This is a genomic window from Burkholderia sp. BC1 (genome assembly GCF_052683555.1).
On record NZ_JBQYLP010000055.1, the window covers coordinates 14,912 to 30,590 of the forward strand.

The following is a 15,679-nucleotide window of genomic DNA, read 5'->3' on the forward strand; positions in this document are numbered from 1 at the left end:
ATCATGAGCGAATCCCAGATCATCGAAGTCTCGTCCGCCGACTGGAGCGGACATCAGCTGTCGGTGCCGCGCGAGCAGTTGCTGGCGGCAGTCGAGGAAGGCAAGGTGCTGTATTTCCCGCACCTGCGCTTCGCGATCGAAGGCGGCGAGGAAGCGCTGCTCGATCCGGCGCTCGCCGATCCGAAACGCAAGAACATCAGTCTTGCGCCGAACGGCGGCGCGCTCGTCGGCGTGCTCGGCGACGAAGTCACGCAGTCTGCCGTGCGCGCGCTCGTCGCGCGCTTTCAGCAGCAGGCCGGCACGCTCGTCGACGGCCTGTTTCCCGAATACCGCGGCAAGCTGCGCGTCGCGCCGACGAGCCTGCGGCTGATGCAGGTCGAGACGCGCCAGACGTCGTGGCGCAAGGACGACAGCCGGCTGCACGTCGACGCGTTTCCGTCGCGGCCGAACTACGGCGAGCGGATCCTGCGCGTGTTCACGAACGTGAACCCGGCGGGCGTGCCGCGCGTCTGGCGCGTCGGCGAGCCGTTCGAGGACGTCGCGAAGCGCTTTCTGCCGAAGATCCGTCCGCAGCTGCCGGGCTCCGCGTGGCTGCTGAATCTGCTGCACGTGACGAAGTCGCGGCGCAGCGCCTACGACCATCTGATGCTGAATCTGCACGACGGGATGAAGGCAGATCTCGACTATCAGAAGACCTGTCCGCAGCAGACGATGCCGTTCCCGCCGGGCAGCGTGTGGATATGTTTCTCCGATCAGACTTCGCACGCTGTGATGTCCGGACAGTTCATGCTCGAGCAGACCTTCTTCCTGCCCGTCGACGCGATGGTGCGCCGCGAGTGCGCGCCGCTCGGCATCCTCGAGCGGCTCACGGGCAGGGCACTGGTTTGAGCGCGCATATTCATCGACACGACGGCCGGGCACACGCATGCTGAGGACGATCTATCGCGCGCTGTGGTGGCTCGTCGCGCCGCTCGCCGTCGTGCGGCTGTACGTACGCTCGCGCAAGGAGTACGGCTATCGCGAACATATCGGCGAGCGCTTCGGCTACGGCGCGGGCCGCGCGCCCGACGATCGCGCGCCGCTGATCTGGGTGCATGCGGTGTCGGTCGGCGAGACGCGCGCCGCGCAGCCGCTGATCGACGCGCTGATGCGCGCGCGGCCCGACGCACGGATCCTGCTCACGCACATGACGCCGAGCGGCCGCGCGACGGGCGAGCAGCTGTTCGGCGATCGCGTGCTGCGCTGCTATCTGCCCTACGACATGCCGGGCGCCGTACGGCGCTTTCTGCGTGCATGGCGGCCGACGCTCGGCCTCGTGATGGAAACGGAAGTGTGGCCGACGCTGATCGACGAGTGCCGTCGCGCGGACGTGCCGCTCGTGCTGACGAATGCGCGGATGTCCGCGCGTTCGTGCCGGCGGGCGGCGAAGTTCGGTGCGGCGACGCAGGAAGTGTTCGGCGGCTTCTCGCGCGTGCTCGCGCAGAGCCCGGCCGATGCCGAGCGGCTGACGTCGCTCGGTGCACGCAACGTCGCGGTGCTCGGCAACCTGAAGTTCGACATGACGACGCCGCCGGAACTCGCGGCGCGCGGCCATGCATGGCGTGACGCGATCGGCAAGCGTCCGGTGTGGGTCGCGGCGAGCACGCGCGAGAACGAGGAAGCGCTCGTGTTGCAGGCGTTCGCGGCGATGCGCACGCCCGGCGCGCTGCTGATGCTCGTGCCGCGCCATCCGCAGCGCTTTGCGGAAGTCGAGTCGCTGGTCGCGCGCGAAGGGCTCAAATGCGTACGGCGCTCCGCATGGGCGGCCGATGCGGCCGCGCTCGCGGCAGGTCGCCCGGCCGCGGATGCGCTGCCGAACGACGTGCAGGTGCTGCTCGGCGATTCGATGGGCGAGCTTGGCGCGTACTACGCGGCGGCCGACGTCGCGTTCATCGGCGGCAGCCTGCTGCCGCTCGGCGGCCAGAACCTGATCGAGGCATGCGCGGTCGGCGTGCCGGTCGTGATCGGGCCGCACGTGTTCAACTTCACGCAGGCGACGGCCGACGCGGTCGCGGCCGGCGCGGCGCTGCAGGTCGCGGATCCGCTCGATCTCGCGCACGTGCTCGACGCGCTGTTTGCCGACAACCCGCGGCGCATTGCGATGGGCGCCGCCGCCGCGGCGTTTGCGGCACGCCATCGCGGCGCGACCGCGCGCACGGTGGACGTGCTGGCGGCCCTGCTGCCGCCGGTCGAGCGCGACACGTCCGTCACGCAGGACGACTGACGGCGAGCCGGGGCGACGCGATTGCGCAGCGCCGGCGCCGCGCTGCCGCCGCCTATTTCAGATCGCCGCCGGCCCCGAGGCCATCCCGGTCGTGCGTGGGCCGGCCGTTCGCTCAGACCGTCAACAATCCCTTCTTCTCGATGAACGCGACGACTTCCGCGACGCCTTCGAGCGCCTTCAGGTTCGTCATCACGTAAGGCCGCTCGCCGCGCATCTTTTTCGTGTCGGACGCCATCACGTCGAGGTTCGCGCCGACCAGCGGCGCGAGATCGGTCTTGTTGATCACGAGCAGGTCGGACTTCGTGATGCCGGGGCCGCCCTTGCGCGGAATCTTCTCGCCGCCCGCGACGTCGATCACGTAGATCGTCAGGTCCGACAGTTCGGGGCTGAACGTCGCCGCGAGATTGTCGCCGCCCGATTCGATGAACACGATGTCGGCATCGGGAAAGCGCGACAGCATCCGGTCGACGGCCTCGAGATTGATCGACGCGTCTTCGCGGATCGCCGTGTGCGGGCAGCCGCCCGTCTCGACGCCCATGATGCGTTCCTCGGGCAGCGCGCCGGCGACCGTCAGCAGACGCTGATCTTCCTTCGTATAGATGTCGTTGGTGATCGCGACGAGGTCGTACCGGTCGCGCATCGTCTTGCACAGCATTTCGAGCAGCGTGGTCTTGCCTGAGCCGACCGGGCCGCCGATGCCGACGCGCAGCGGCGGCAGTTTCTTGGTGCGGCGGGAGACGGAGGGAGCGGGTGCGTTCATGGCGTAGTGTGGGTCGTAGGTCAGGAGCGGAACAACCGCGAATACTGCGTTTCGTGCCGTGCGGACAGGATGCCGAGCTGCGGCGCGAACGTGTTGACGGCATCGGCCGGCGTCGCGAGCGCGCGGCGCACGGCCGCGTCGATCGCATCGCGCAGTGCGACGATGATGCGCTGGCCGGCGAGCTGGCCGAGCGGCACGGCTTTCAGCGCGGCGGCCGTCTGGTTCTCGACCCAGCCGAATGCATAGGCGGCGAGCACCGCATCGGCGCCGGCATCGTGCGCGGCGGCCGCATAGGCGAACGCGGTCGGCAGCGCGATCGGCTGCAGCGATGCGAGCGTCGCGCGCCGCGCGGCGTCGCCCCATTCGAGCGACGCACAAAGCTGCGCGAGCGACCAGCCCATCTGCTCGGTCTCGCGACGCAGTTCCGACGATTCGCGGCTCGCGACGAACCATGCGTTTTCGGCGGCGAGCGCGGGCGCGTCGTGCGCATGCCAGCGCGCGAGCTGGTGTGCGAGGAACGGCAGTTCGCCGTGCGCGAGCACGTCGGTCAGGCCGCTGGCGATCCAGTCGCGCGCGCTGTCCGCGTCGTGGATCAGATTGGCGTCGAGCGCCGCTTCGAGCCCCTGCGAATAGCTGAACGCGCCGATCGGCAATGCCGGCGACGCGAGATGCAGCAGCGCGACGAGTTCAGTGGTGTTCATGGCCGTGGCCGTGCGTGCAACCGGGACCATGCTGATGATCGTGATCGTGATCGTGATCGTGATCGTGCGAGTGCGAGTGCGAGTGCGAGTGGCCGTGGTGTTCGCCGAACACCTGCTGCGCGAGCGCATAGTCTTCGGCGAACGTCGCATCGTGTCCGTGCTTGTGGCCGCCGCCGTATGCGCCGGCTTCCGGCTGGAACGGCGCGCTCGTCTGCTCGACCTGCGTGCCGAGCCGGCGCAGCATGTCGGCGAGCACCGGGTCGGCTTCAAGCTTCAGATAGCCGTCGCCGATCTCGACCGGCGTATGCCGGTTGCCGAGGTGATAGGCGGCGCGCATCAACGTCAGCGGATCGGCCGCGCGCACGAGCAGCACGGTTTCGGCGGCCGCCGCGATGCGCACGAGTGCGCCGTCGTCGGCGACGAGCACGTCGCCGTCGCGCAGCACCGTGCCGCGCGGCAGCAGCACGGCGACGTCTTCGCCGGTGTCGAGCGTCGCGGCGAGCCGGCTCTTGCAGCGGGCGTCGTAGGTCAGCGTGAGCGTCGGTGCGCGTGCGACGAGCGACGCGGCGAGCCGGACGTTGGGAGCAATGCGTTTGTCGAGCGTGCGCATGAAACGGGAACGGTCGGTCAGAACAGGAAATAGCGCTGCGCCATCGGCAGCACGGATGCGGGTTCGCAGGTCAGCAGCTGGCCGTCGGCGATCACGTCGTAGGTCTCCGGATCGACGCTGATCGCGGGGCGCCACGCGTTGTGGATCATGTCGGCCTTCGTGACCTGGCGGCAATTGCGCACCGGCACGATCGGCTTCGCGAGCCCGTAGCGCTCGGCGATGCCTGCGTCGGCCGCCAGTTGCGACACGAAGGTCAGCGACGTGCGGGCCAGCGCGCCGCCGCGCGTCGCGAACATCTCGCGATAGTGAACCGGCTGCGGCGTCGGAATCGACGCGTTGGGGTCGCCCATCTGCGCGAGCGCGATCATCCCGCCCTTGAGGATCATCGTCGGCTTGATCCCGAAGAACGCCGGTTCCCACAGCACGAGATCCGCCCACTTGCCCGGTTCGATCGACCCGACGTGGTGCGCGATACCGTGCGTGATCGCCGGATTGATCGTGTACTTCGCGACGTAGCGCTTCGCGCGGAAGTTGTCGTTGCGCGCGCTGTCTTCCGGCAGCGCGCCGCGCTGCACCTTCATCTTGTGCGCGGTCTGCCAGGTGCGGATGATCACTTCGCCGACGCGGCCCATCGCCTGCGAATCGGACGACAGCATCGACAGCGCGCCGAGATCGTGCAGGATGTCCTCGGCCGCGATCGTCTCGCGGCGGATGCGCGATTCGGCGAACGCGAGATCCTCGGCGATCGACGGATCGAGGTGATGACACACCATCAGCATGTCGAGATGCTCTTCGAGCGTGTTGATCGTGTAGGGGCGCGTCGGATTCGTCGACGACGGCAGCACGTTCGCTTCGCCGCACACCTTCAGGATGTCGGGCGCATGGCCGCCGCCCGCGCCTTCGGTGTGATACGTGTGGATCGTGCGGCCCTTGAACGCGGCGACCGTCGATTCGACGAAGCCGGCTTCGTTCAGCGTGTCGGTATGGATCGCGACCTGCGTGTCGGTATCGTCGGCGACCGACAGGCAGGTATCGATCGCGGCAGGCGTCGTGCCCCAGTCCTCGTGCAGCTTCAACCCGATCGCGCCGGCCGCGATCTGTTCGACGAGCGGCTCCGGCCGGCTCGCATTGCCCTTGCCGAGAAAGCCGAGATTGATCGGCCAGCCGTCGGCCGCCTGCAGCATCCGTTCCATGTGCCACGGCCCCGGCGTGCAGGTCGTCGCGTTGGTGCCGGTCGCGGGCCCCGTGCCGCCGCCGAGCATCGTCGTGACGCCGGACGCGAGCGCTTCGTCGATCTGCTGCGGGCTGATGAAATGGATGTGCGTATCGATGCCGCCCGCGGTCACGATCAGCCCTTCGCCGGCGATCACTTCGGTACCCGCACCGATCGCGATCGTCACGCCGGGCTGGATGTCGGGGTTGCCGGCCTTGCCGATCGCGGCGATGCGGCCGTGCTTGATCGCGATGTCGGCCTTCACGATGCCCCAGTGATCGAGGATCACCGCGTTCGTGATCACCGTGTCGGGCACCTCGGCCGAGACGCGCTGCGACTGGCCCATCCCGTCGCGGATCACCTTGCCGCCGCCGAACTTCACTTCCTCGCCGTAGGTCGTGAAGTCGCGTTCGATCTCGATCAGCAGTTCGGTGTCGGCGAGGCGGACGCGGTCGCCCGTCGTCGGCCCGAACATTTCCGCGTACGCGCGGCGGCTCAAGCGTAGTGTCATGTCGTGCTGTTCCTGATGAGAAGCGCGGGCGTCGCTCAGAGCGGCCCCATCACCTTGCCCTGAAAACCGTAGACGACGCGATCGCCCGCGAGCGCGACGAGCTCGACGGTGCGCGTCTGGCCCGGCTCGAAGCGCACGGCGGTGCCGGCCGCGATGTTCAGCCGGAAGCCGCGCGCGGCTTCGCGGTCGAACGCAAGCGCGTCGTTCGCTTCGTAGAAGTGATAGTGCGAGCCGACCTGGACCGGCCGATCGCCGGTGTTCGCGACGACGAGCGCGATCGTCGCGCGTCCCGCGTTCAGTTCGTGTTCGCCGTCGTCGGTGAGGATTTCGCCGGGGATCATGCGCGGTGCCTTACGGAATCGGGTGATGGACGGTGACGAGCTTCGTGCCGTCGGGGAAGGTCGCTTCGACCTGAATGTCGGGAATCATCTCCGGCACGCCGTCCATGACGTCGTCGCGCGTGAGCAGCGTCGTGCCGTAGTGCATGACTTCGGCGACGGTCTTGCCGTCGCGCGCGGCTTCCATCAGCGCGGCCGTGATGAACGCGACCGCCTCCGGATAGTTCAGCTTGAGCCCGCGTGCGCGGCGACGTTCGGCCAGCAGTGCCGCCGTGAAGATCAGCAGCTTGTCTTTTTCTCGGGGAGTCAGTTTCATGAAGGCGGACGTTCAGGAAAGCGTAATGTTCGACGGCACACGGCACCCGTGCGGGAACGCGGCTCATCGTAGCACCGTGTCGTTCGACGTGCGCGACGTAGCGGATCGGTAAGCAGCAAGGGGCGTGCCATGCACGTCGCGCGCGATTCCATGCACATTCGTCGTGCGTGCTGCCCGAAAGCCGTGCATCGGCGCGCGCCGAACTGGTGCGCGTGCTCAGGTCTGCCAGAGGCGCAACGGTCGCGCCTCGGCGCCGTGCACGATCGGCCGCAGATGCAGCCAGCAGTCGGTGAGGTGACGCTGCAGCGTTTCCATCGACGCGGCGAGCGCGCGCACGAGCACGACGCCCGGCGTCACGCAGGTCGCGCCCGCGCGCAGCGCGTCGTCGAACGGCATGCGTTCGGCGAGCGATTCGGCGAGTGCGGCGTCGCACGCGGCGCCGGCCGCCCACAGCGTGCCGTACGCGGGGAAGCCCGCGAGGCCCTGCGGTGCCGCGCGCAGCGGGTCGCGCGCATCGAGCAGCGCGCGCTCGGTCCAGAGCGGCCGGCCGTGCGCATCGACGAGCGTCGACGTCGACGCGACGCGCCCGGCCGCCCAGGTTTCGCCGGCCGCCTGGCGGCCGAGCTGCGTCGCTTCCCAGCCGATCGCGCTCGCGCCTGCGCCGAGCGTCAGCGAGAAATCGAGCGACGCGTGCGCGTGATCGAAAAACAGATTGTTCTGCGGCAGCCAGTCGAGCTTCGCGCGTTCGCCGAGCACGATCGCGATGCGCTGCGTGGCGTCGAGTCCGTTCGACTTGTACCACTTCGTCGCGCCCGGTGTGGTGAGGACCGCGTGCGTGTCCTCGCCGAGTGCGATGTCGATGTCGAGTCGGTCGCCGCCCGCGACGCCGCCCGGCGGATGCACGATCACCGCATGGCAGATCGCGTCGCCTTCCGGATACAGCGGGCGCTGCACGCGCAACGGGCCGTCGTGCAAGCGATGCACGAGTGCCGTGCGCGTGTGCTGCCGTTCGAAGCCGAGTTCGAGGCGGCCGCGCCACGACTTGGCGACGGCGGGGCGCGACAGCGGCGCGTGGGAATCGGAGGCGGACATCGGTGCGAAAGGAAAACGAAGGGAGCGGATCGGCGCGCAACCGGCAGCGCGAATGCGGATGCTACCGGAACAATAATGCCGATGCCGCTTTCGCGGAAGTGCCGACGATGAAGGTCGCGCGGCGCGCTACACCGCGATGAGTTCGCGCACGCCGTTCGCATCCATGTCGCGCGCGTCGCCGCCCGCGACGATCTCGCCGCGGCTCATCACCCAGTAGCGGTCCGCGATCGAGCGCGCGAAATCGTAATACTGTTCGACGAGCAGCACGGTCATCTTCGTTTCGTCGACGAGCTGCCGCAGCGTGCGCCCGATGTCCTGGATGATCGACGGCTGGATGCCTTCGGTCGGCTCGTCGAGGATCAGCAGCTGCGGCTCGCTCATCAGCGCGCGGCCGATCGCGAGCTGCTGCTGCTGGCCGCCCGACAGGTCGCCGCCGCGCCGCGCGCGCATGTCCTTCAGCACGGGGAACAGCGCATAGATGCGCTCGGGCACTTTCGAGCGCGCGCTGCGGCTTGCCGCGCCGACGAGCAGGTTCTCTTCGACGGTCAATCGAGGAAAGATGTCGCGGCCCTGCGGCACGTAGGCGAGTCCGGCGGCCACGCGTGCCTCCGGTCGCAACGTGCCGAGCGACGCGCCGCGCCACGACACGGTGCCGCTTTTCGCGGCGACGACGCCCATCACGCAGCGCAGCAGCGTCGTCTTGCCGACGCCGTTGCGGCCGAGCAGCACGGTGAGCTTGCCGTCTTCGGCATCGAGCGTCGCGTTGCGCAGGATATGGCTGCCGCCGTAGTACTGGTTCAGCGCTTCGATCTTCAGCATCGCATCATCGTCCGAGGTAAGACTCGATCACGGCGTCGTTGCGCTTGACCTGATCGAGCGTGCCTTGCGCGAGCACCGCGCCTTCTGCCATGACCGTCACGCGGCCCGCGTCGCCGGCGAGCGCCGCGACGAATTCCATGTCGTGCTCGACGACCATCATCGAGCACGTGCCGCGCAACGTGTTCAGCAGTTCCGCGAGTTCCATCGTCTCGTGATCGGTCATCCCGGCCGCCGGTTCGTCGAGCAGCAGCAGCGCGGGGCGCTGCATCAGCAGCATGCCGATCTCGAGCCGCTGTTTCTGGCCGTGCGACAGCTCGCCCGCCGCGCGAAACGCGTGGCTTTCGAGGCCGATCAGCGCGAGCGTTTCCTCGATCTTCGCCTGCGCGTCGCGGTCGAGCCGCGCACGCAGCGACGCGAGCCAGCCCTTGTCGGTCTGCATCGCGAGCTCGAGGTTTTCCCACACCGGATGCTGTTCGAACACGGTCGGCTTCTGAAACTTGCGGCCGATCCCCGCACGTGCGATCTCGGGCTCGTTCATCCGCGCGAGGTCGAGCGTCTGGCCGAGGAAGACCTTGCCCGCATCGGGGCGCGTCTTGCCGGTGATCACGTCCATCATCGTCGTCTTGCCCGCGCCGTTCGGTCCGATCACGCAGCGCAGCTCGCCCACGTCGATCGCGAGCGACAGCTTGTTCAGCGCGCGAAAGCCGTCGAAGCTCACGTCGATGTCCTCGAGATAGAGAATCGTGCCGTGCGACGTGTCGATGCCCGTGGGCGCGACGCGGCCCATCGACGCGGTGCCGCTCACCGTATGCCGATCGTCTTCCGGCGGCGGAATGAACTGATAGAGCGCCGTTCCGTTCATCGGCTTTCCCCTTTCGCAAGCACGCGTTCGACGACGCCCATGATCCCGCGCGGCAGCAGCAGCGGCACGAGCACGAAGATCAGGCCGAGAAAGAACAGCCAGTATTCGGCGAAGTAGGCGGTAAACACGCTCTTCGCGCCGTTCACCGCGAACGCGCCGACGATCGGGCCGATCAGCGTGCCGCGTCCGCCGACCGCGACCCAGATCGCCATCTCGATCGAATTGCCGGGCGACATCTCGCCGGGGTTCACGATGCCGACCTGCGGCACGTACAGCGCGCCCGCGATGCCGCACAGCACGGCCGAGACGGTCCACACGAACAGCTTGTAGGCGAGCGGGCTGTAGCCGAGGAACATCAGCCGCGTCTCGCCGTCGCGCACCGCGGTCACGACGCGGCCGAGCTTGCTCGTGACGATCGCGCGCGCGGCGACGAACGCGAGCACGAGCGTCGCGAACGTGAGCAGCAGCAGCACGGTACGCGTGCCGGGCGACGTGATCGGGAAGCCGGCGATCCGCTTGAAATCGGTGAAGCCGTTGTTGCCGCCGAAGCCCGTCTCGTTCCGATAGAACAGCAGCATCGCGGCGAACGTCAGCGCCTGCGTGATGATCGACAGATAGACACCCTTCACGCGCGAGCGGAACGCGAAGAAGCCGAACACCCACGCGAGCACGGCCGGCACGAGCACGACCAGCAGCAGCGCCCACGCGAGGTGCTGCGTGCCGGCCCAGTACCACGGCAATTGATGCCAGTCGAGAAACACCATGAAGTCGGGCAGGTCGCTGCCGTACTGGCCGTCGCGGCCGATCTCGCGCATCAGGTACATGCCGATCGCATAGCCGCCGAGCGCGAAGAACAGCCCGTGGCCGAGGCTCAGGATGCCGCAGTAGCCCCAGACGAGATCGAGCGCGAGCGCGGCGATCGCATAGCACATCAGCTTGCCGGCGAGCGTCATCGCATAGGCGGACAGATGGAACGCGCTCGACTCGGGCGCGACGAGCGCCGCGAGCGGCACGCCGATGCCGACCGCGAGGCACAGCGCGACGAGCGCGAGCCATGCGCGGCGCGACAGCAGCGCCGGGCGCGGCGGCAGGCCCAGTGCGAAGCCGCCGTGCGTGCGCGCGGCGGGCGCGTGCGGCTGCGCATCGGCGGCCGCGTTCGACAACGAATCGGTGAGGGAAGTCACGTCAAGCCTCCGCGCTGCGGCCCTTCGCGGCAAACATGCCCTGGGGACGCTTCTGGATGAACAGCACGATCATCACGAGCACGGCGATCTTCGCCAGCACCGCGCCCCAGAACGGTTCGATCGCCTTGCCGACGAGGCCGAGGCCGAAGCTGCCGAGCACGGTGCCGGCAATCTGGCCGACGCCGCCGAGCACGACCGCCATGAACGAATCGATGATGTAGTTCTGCCCGAGGTCCGGGCCGACATTGCCGATCTGCGACAGCGCGCAGCCGCCGAGCCCCGCGATGCCGGCGCCGAACGCGAATGCATAGGCGTCGACGCGCGCGGTCTTCACGCCGACGCATGCGGCCATCCGGCGGTTCTGCGTGACGGCGCGCACGAACAGGCCGAGCCGCGTCTTCGTCAGCACGGCCCATGCGACGCCCACTACCGCGAGCGCGAACGCGAGGATCGCGAGCCGGTTGTACGGCAGGATCAGGTTCTGCATCACGGTGACGCCGCCGCTCATCCACGACGGATTCACGACCTGCACGTTCTGCGCGCCGAACAGCATCCGCGTCGCCTGGATCAGGATCAGGCTCACGCCGAACGTGGCGAGCAGCGTCTCGAGCGGGCGGCCGTACAGATGCCGCAGCACGAGCCGTTCGAGCACGATGCCGACGAGTGCGGCCGTCGCGAACGAGGCCGGCACCGCGACGAGCGGATACCAGTCGAACGCGGCCGGCGCGTGGCGCTGGATCAGCGTCTGCACGACATAGGTTGCGTACGCACCGATCATCAGGAATTCGCCGTGCGCCATGTTGATCACGCCGATCAGCCCGTACGTGATCGCGAGGCCGAGCGCCGCGAGCAGCAGCACACTGCCGAGCGACAGGCCCGCGAACACGGTGCCGACGATCTCGGCGCGGCGCTGCAGCGCATGCAGTGCGTCGAGCCCGTGCTGGGCCGCGTCGCGCACGCGCGCGTCGGGTTCGGCAAAGCTGCCGTCCGCGTTCTTCGCGACGAGCGGACGCAACTGCTCGATCATGTCGACATCGCTGCGCGCGGCCACCACGCGCACGGCTTCGAGGCGTTTCGCCGGATCGGCATCGTGCAGCGCGGCGATCGCCCACAGCGCGTCGAGGCGGCGTTTCAGGGCGGGATCGGTCTCCTTCGCGCGAGCGCGTTCGATCATCGGCTTCAGCGCGGGATCGGGCGACTTCAGCAGCGCATCGATCGCGTCGCGCCGCGCGGCGACGTCGGGCGAGGCCAGCGCGAGGCCCGACAGCGCGGCGGCGATCTTCGTGCGCAACAGGTTGTTCAGCATCACGGGCTGCGCGTCGCCCGCCGGCGTCGCGGCCTGCGTGAGCGCGTCGTGCGCGGTGTCGCCGCTCTGGATCAGCACGTGCGCGTCGCCGGTCGCGAGCGCGTCGCCGCTCGACAGTGCATTGAGCAGCGCGCGCGCGCGCGGATCGGTATCGCTGGCGAGCCGTTCGATCGCGGCCGTCTTCGCATCGAAGTCGTCGCCTGCGAGCGCGGCGGTGTCGGCGGCCGTCAGCGCGTATGCCGCGTGCGGCAGCGCGCCCGCGACAGCGGCACAGACGAGGGCCGCGACGGCGACGGCCCGGCGAAAGCGTAGTGGCATCGGAAATCCTGTCAGGCGTAGAGAAGCGGTGACGTGCGGTGGAGCGGCGGGGCCGCGCGTTTCGGCGGCCGCGGCGGCCTCGCGATGCGGCATACAACGACGCAGCCGCCGTACCGCGCCGTCATCGCGCTAAACCGCTCACCTGCGGAACGTTGCGCATGCAAGCAACGTCCCGCATCGCATCAGGCCATCGCCGCACGCTGCCGGCGCAGGAATGCCGGAATCGAGCTGACGACGTCCGGCTTGCCCTGGTTGCCGGCGATGAACGGGCTCCACGGTTGCGCCCGTACCGCGGTCTTCGTCTTCCATACGACGTTGAACTGCCCGTCGCCGCGGATCTCGCCGATCATCACCGGCTTGTGCAGATGATGGTTGCCGTCCATCGACAGCGTGAAGCCCGACGGCGCGGCAACGGTCTGGCCGATCATCGCGACACGCACCTTGTCGACGTCGGTGCTCTTCGCTTTCTCGACCGCCTGCTTCCACATATGGATGCCGACGTAGGTCGCCTCCATCGGATCGTTCGTCACGCGCTTCGCGCCGCCCGGCAGATTGTTCGCCTTCACCCACGCGGCGAACTGGTCCTTGAACTTCGTGTTGGTCGGGTTCTTCACCGACATGAAGTAGTTCCATGCGGCGAGGTGGCCGACGAGCGGCTTCGTGTCGATCCCGCGCAGCTCTTCCTCGCCGACCGAGAACGCGACGACCGGCACGTCGGTCGCCTTGATGCCCTGGTTGCCGAGCTCCTTGTAGAACGGCACGTTCGAATCGCCGTTGATCGTCGAGATGACGGTGGTCTTGCCGCCTTGCGCGAAGGTCTTGATGTTCGCGACGATCGTCTGATAGTCGCTGTGGCCGAACGGCGTGTAGACCTCCTGGATGTCGGCTTCCTTCACGCCTTTCGATTTGAGGAACGCGCGCAGGATCTTGTTTGTCGTGCGCGGATAGACGTAGTCGGTGCCGAGCAGGAAGAAGCGCTTCGCGCCGCCGCCTTCGGCGCTCATCAGATACTCGACGGCCGGAATCGCCTGCTGGTTCGGCGCGGCGCCCGTATAGAAGACGTTGCGCGACATTTCCTCGCCTTCGTACTGCACCGGGTAGTAGAGCAGCCCGTTCAGCTCTTCGAACACCGGCAGCACCGACTTGCGCGACACCGACGTCCAGCAGCCGAACACGCATGCGACCTTGTCCTGCGTGAGGAGCTGGCGCGCCTTCTCCGCGAACAGCGGCCAGTTCGACGCCGGATCGACGACGACCGGCTCGATCTTGCGGCCCATCACGCCGCCGTTCTTGTTGAGGTCGGCGATCGTCATCAGCGCCGTGTCCTTCAGCGACGTTTCGGAAATCGCCATCGTGCCGGACAGCGAATGCAGGATGCCGACCTTGATCGGGCCGGTGCCCGCATCGGCTGCGTGCGCGAACGGGCTCCTGCCTGCCAGCGCGAGCGCACCGGCCATCGAACCGAACTTCAACAGACTGCGACGTTTCATCGGTATCCCCTTGACGTGTTGGATGCGCATGCGCCGCGCGGCGCCGGCCGATCCACTCACGCAAGGCATGTGCCAGTCGCGCGAAGCCGCGCGGGGCGGGCCCGAGCGGTCGTTCGGCGGGATTCGATGACGCATCGTGTGGCATCGGCGGCGCCGTTGCGGTGCAGGCGCGCGGGCGCAGATGGTGCACGGTTGTGCTTCACCGTTTCGGTGCCTACACTCGATGTTCGATCCGCATCGAACGGGCGTCGGCGCACCACGCCGGCGCAGCGAACGGCCGCGCCCGATACCGCCAAGGAGACGTCATGACCGAATCGCCCTCGAATACGCCCGATCTGTCCGCGTTCTGGATGCCGTTTACCGCGAACCGTCAGTTCAAGGACGCGCCGCGCCTGCTGGTATCGGCGAAGGGGATGTACTACACGTCGGACGACGGCCGACGCATTCTCGACGGCACCGCCGGGCTCTGGTGCGTGAACGCCGGTCATTGCCGCGACGAGATCGTCGCGGCGATCGGCGCGCAGGCGGCCGAGATGGATTTCGCGCCGACGTTCCAGATGGGGCACCCGAAGGCGTTCGAGGCCGCGACGCGCATCGCGCGTCATACGCCGGGCAATCTGAAGCACGTGTTCTTCACGAACTCCGGCTCCGAAGCGGTCGATACCGCGCTGAAGATCGCGCTCGCGTATCACCGCGCGCGCGGCGAAGCGCAACGTACGCGCTTCGTCGGCCGCGAGCGCGGCTATCACGGCGTCGGCTTCGGCGGCATCTCGGTCGGCGGCATCGCGCCGAACCGCAAGGCGTATTCGGGCGCGCTGCTGCCGGCGGTCGACCATCTGCCGCATACGCTGAACATCGCCGAAGCCGCGTTTTCGAAAGGGCAGCCTGCGTGGGGCGCACATCTCGCCGACGAACTCGAGCGAATCGTCGCGCTGCACGACGCATCGACGATCGCCGCGGTGATCGTCGAACCGGTCGCCGGCTCGGCCGGCGTGCTGATTCCACCGCAGGGCTATCTCGAGCGGCTGCGCGCGCTATGCGACCGCTACGGAATCCTGCTGATCTTCGACGAGGTGATCACGGGCTGGGGGCGTCTCGGCGCGCCGTTCGCCGCGCAGTTCTTTGGCGTGACGCCCGATCTGCTGACGATGGCGAAAGGCACGACGAACGCGGCGGTGCCGATGGGCGCCGTCGCCGCGAGCGACATGATCCACGACACGATCGTCGACGGCGCGCCGGCCGGCATCGAGCTGTTCCACGGCTATACGTATTCGGGGCATCCGCTTGCCGCGGCCGCCGCGTGCGCGACGCTCGACGTCTACGAACACGAGCAGCTGTTCGACCGCGCGGCGCGCATGGCGCCCGTGTTCGAACGCGAGATCCACAAGCTGCGCGACGCGCGGCACGTGATCGACGTGCGCAATCTCGGGCTTGTCGGCGGCGTCGAGCTGAAGCCGCGCGACGGCAAGCCCGGCACGCGCGCGTACGACGTGTTCGTCAGGTGTTACAGGAAGGGCGCGATGATTCGCTATACGGGCGACATCCTCGCGTTTTCGCCGCCGCTGATCGTCGAGGAGGCACAGATTGCGGAGCTGTTCGCGATCGTCGCGGAAGCGCTGAAGGAAACGGACTAGCGAAGGAGAGAAGCGCGGGCACGCGATGCGCGTGCCCGGCGTGCGATCGGTAGCGGGCGATCAGTAGCGCGGCACCGACGGATCGACGTCGCGCGACCACGCGTCGATTCCGCCCTGCAGGTTGTACAGCTTCGTGAAGCCGCGCGATTCGAGGAACATCGCGACCTGCGCGCTGCGCATCCCGTGATGGCAGACGCAGACGATTTCCGCTTCGTCGTCGAGCTCTTCGCTGCGGGCGGGAATCTGCTGCATCGGAATCGAC

At 68.3% G+C, this 15,679-nt stretch carries 16 protein-coding genes; 3 read left to right on the forward strand and 13 right to left on the reverse strand.

What is annotated here, in order from left to right; all coding sequences use genetic code 11:
- The first annotated feature begins 3 nt into the window (after positions 1 to 3).
- Both ACSHSS_RS22665 and waaA read left to right on the forward strand, forming a co-directional pair.
- Positions 4 to 888 carry a Kdo hydroxylase family protein gene (locus tag ACSHSS_RS22665; protein ID WP_006406317.1) on the forward strand — a complete coding sequence of 295 codons (885 nt, stop codon included), beginning with the start codon at positions 4 to 6 and terminating at the stop codon, positions 886 to 888.
- 37 nt (positions 889 to 925) lie between these two features.
- The gene (gene waaA, locus ACSHSS_RS22670; protein WP_006408834.1) at positions 926 to 2,263 is read left to right on the forward strand and encodes a lipid IV(A) 3-deoxy-D-manno-octulosonic acid transferase; all 1,338 of its coding nucleotides are present in this window, start codon (positions 926 to 928) and stop codon (positions 2,261 to 2,263) included.
- A gap of 112 nt (positions 2,264 to 2,375) precedes the next feature.
- On the opposite strand, the gene ureG is transcribed toward waaA, so the two are convergent.
- From ureG to urtA, 12 genes are all read right to left on the reverse strand, one after another.
- A complete protein-coding gene (gene ureG, locus ACSHSS_RS22675; protein ID WP_006406315.1) occupies positions 2,376 to 3,023 on the reverse strand; it encodes an urease accessory protein UreG in 648 nt (215 codons plus the stop codon).
- A gap of 20 nt (positions 3,024 to 3,043) precedes the next feature.
- On the reverse strand, positions 3,044 to 3,724 hold the full coding sequence (locus ACSHSS_RS22680; RefSeq protein ID WP_006408830.1) for an urease accessory protein UreF: 681 nt from the start codon (positions 3,722 to 3,724) through the stop codon (positions 3,044 to 3,046).
- Positions 3,711 to 4,334 (reverse strand): urease accessory protein UreE, encoded by a 624-nt coding sequence (ureE, locus tag ACSHSS_RS22685; protein WP_069220048.1) that lies wholly within the window; start codon positions 4,332 to 4,334, stop codon positions 3,711 to 3,713. The genes ACSHSS_RS22680 and ureE overlap by 14 nt, the downstream gene beginning before the upstream one ends.
- A 17-nt stretch (positions 4,335 to 4,351) precedes the next feature.
- Complete coding sequence (ureC, locus tag ACSHSS_RS22690; protein ID WP_006406312.1) at positions 4,352 to 6,058, reverse strand: urease subunit alpha; 1,707 nt, start codon at positions 6,056 to 6,058, stop codon at positions 4,352 to 4,354.
- A gap of 35 nt (positions 6,059 to 6,093) precedes the next feature.
- Positions 6,094 to 6,399 (reverse strand): urease subunit beta, encoded by a 306-nt coding sequence (locus ACSHSS_RS22695; protein WP_006408829.1) that lies wholly within the window; start codon positions 6,397 to 6,399, stop codon positions 6,094 to 6,096.
- Positions 6,400 to 6,409: 10 nt separating this feature from the next.
- The gene (gene ureA / locus ACSHSS_RS22700; protein ID WP_006406310.1) at positions 6,410 to 6,712 is read right to left on the reverse strand and encodes an urease subunit gamma; all 303 of its coding nucleotides are present in this window, start codon (positions 6,710 to 6,712) and stop codon (positions 6,410 to 6,412) included.
- 216 nt (positions 6,713 to 6,928) lie between these two features.
- Positions 6,929 to 7,804 (reverse strand): urease accessory protein UreD, encoded by an 876-nt coding sequence (locus tag ACSHSS_RS22705; protein ID WP_045593969.1) that lies wholly within the window; start codon positions 7,802 to 7,804, stop codon positions 6,929 to 6,931.
- Between the two features lie 126 nt (positions 7,805 to 7,930).
- Positions 7,931 to 8,623 (reverse strand): urea ABC transporter ATP-binding subunit UrtE, encoded by a 693-nt coding sequence (gene urtE, locus ACSHSS_RS22710; RefSeq protein WP_006400919.1) that lies wholly within the window; start codon positions 8,621 to 8,623, stop codon positions 7,931 to 7,933.
- A gap of 4 nt (positions 8,624 to 8,627) precedes the next feature.
- A complete protein-coding gene (gene urtD, locus ACSHSS_RS22715) occupies positions 8,628 to 9,485 on the reverse strand; it encodes an urea ABC transporter ATP-binding protein UrtD (RefSeq protein ID WP_006411237.1) in 858 nt (285 codons plus the stop codon).
- Positions 9,482 to 10,669, reverse strand: coding sequence for an urea ABC transporter permease subunit UrtC (urtC, locus tag ACSHSS_RS22720; protein ID WP_006400917.1), 1,188 nt, complete (start codon positions 10,667 to 10,669; stop codon positions 9,482 to 9,484). Before urtC ends, urtD begins: the two co-directional genes overlap by 4 nt.
- Before the next feature lies 1 nt (position 10,670).
- Positions 10,671 to 12,293, reverse strand: a complete 1,623-nt coding sequence (gene urtB / locus ACSHSS_RS22725) for an urea ABC transporter permease subunit UrtB (RefSeq protein WP_035948493.1) — start codon at positions 12,291 to 12,293, stop codon at positions 10,671 to 10,673.
- 182 nt (positions 12,294 to 12,475) lie between these two features.
- On the reverse strand, positions 12,476 to 13,783 hold the full coding sequence (urtA, locus tag ACSHSS_RS22730; protein ID WP_006412082.1) for an urea ABC transporter substrate-binding protein: 1,308 nt from the start codon (positions 13,781 to 13,783) through the stop codon (positions 12,476 to 12,478).
- 305 nt (positions 13,784 to 14,088) lie between these two features.
- Here urtA and ACSHSS_RS22735 point away from each other — a divergent pair, with 305 nt between their 5' ends.
- Positions 14,089 to 15,417 carry an aspartate aminotransferase family protein gene (locus tag ACSHSS_RS22735; RefSeq protein WP_006412085.1) on the forward strand — a complete coding sequence of 443 codons (1,329 nt, stop codon included), beginning with the start codon at positions 14,089 to 14,091 and terminating at the stop codon, positions 15,415 to 15,417.
- Between the two features lie 60 nt (positions 15,418 to 15,477).
- On the opposite strand, the gene ACSHSS_RS22740 is transcribed toward ACSHSS_RS22735, so the two are convergent.
- Positions 15,478 to 15,679, reverse strand: a 202-nt coding sequence (locus tag ACSHSS_RS22740; RefSeq protein ID WP_445545567.1) for a rhodanese-like domain-containing protein, incomplete at its 5' end; no start/stop codon positions are given.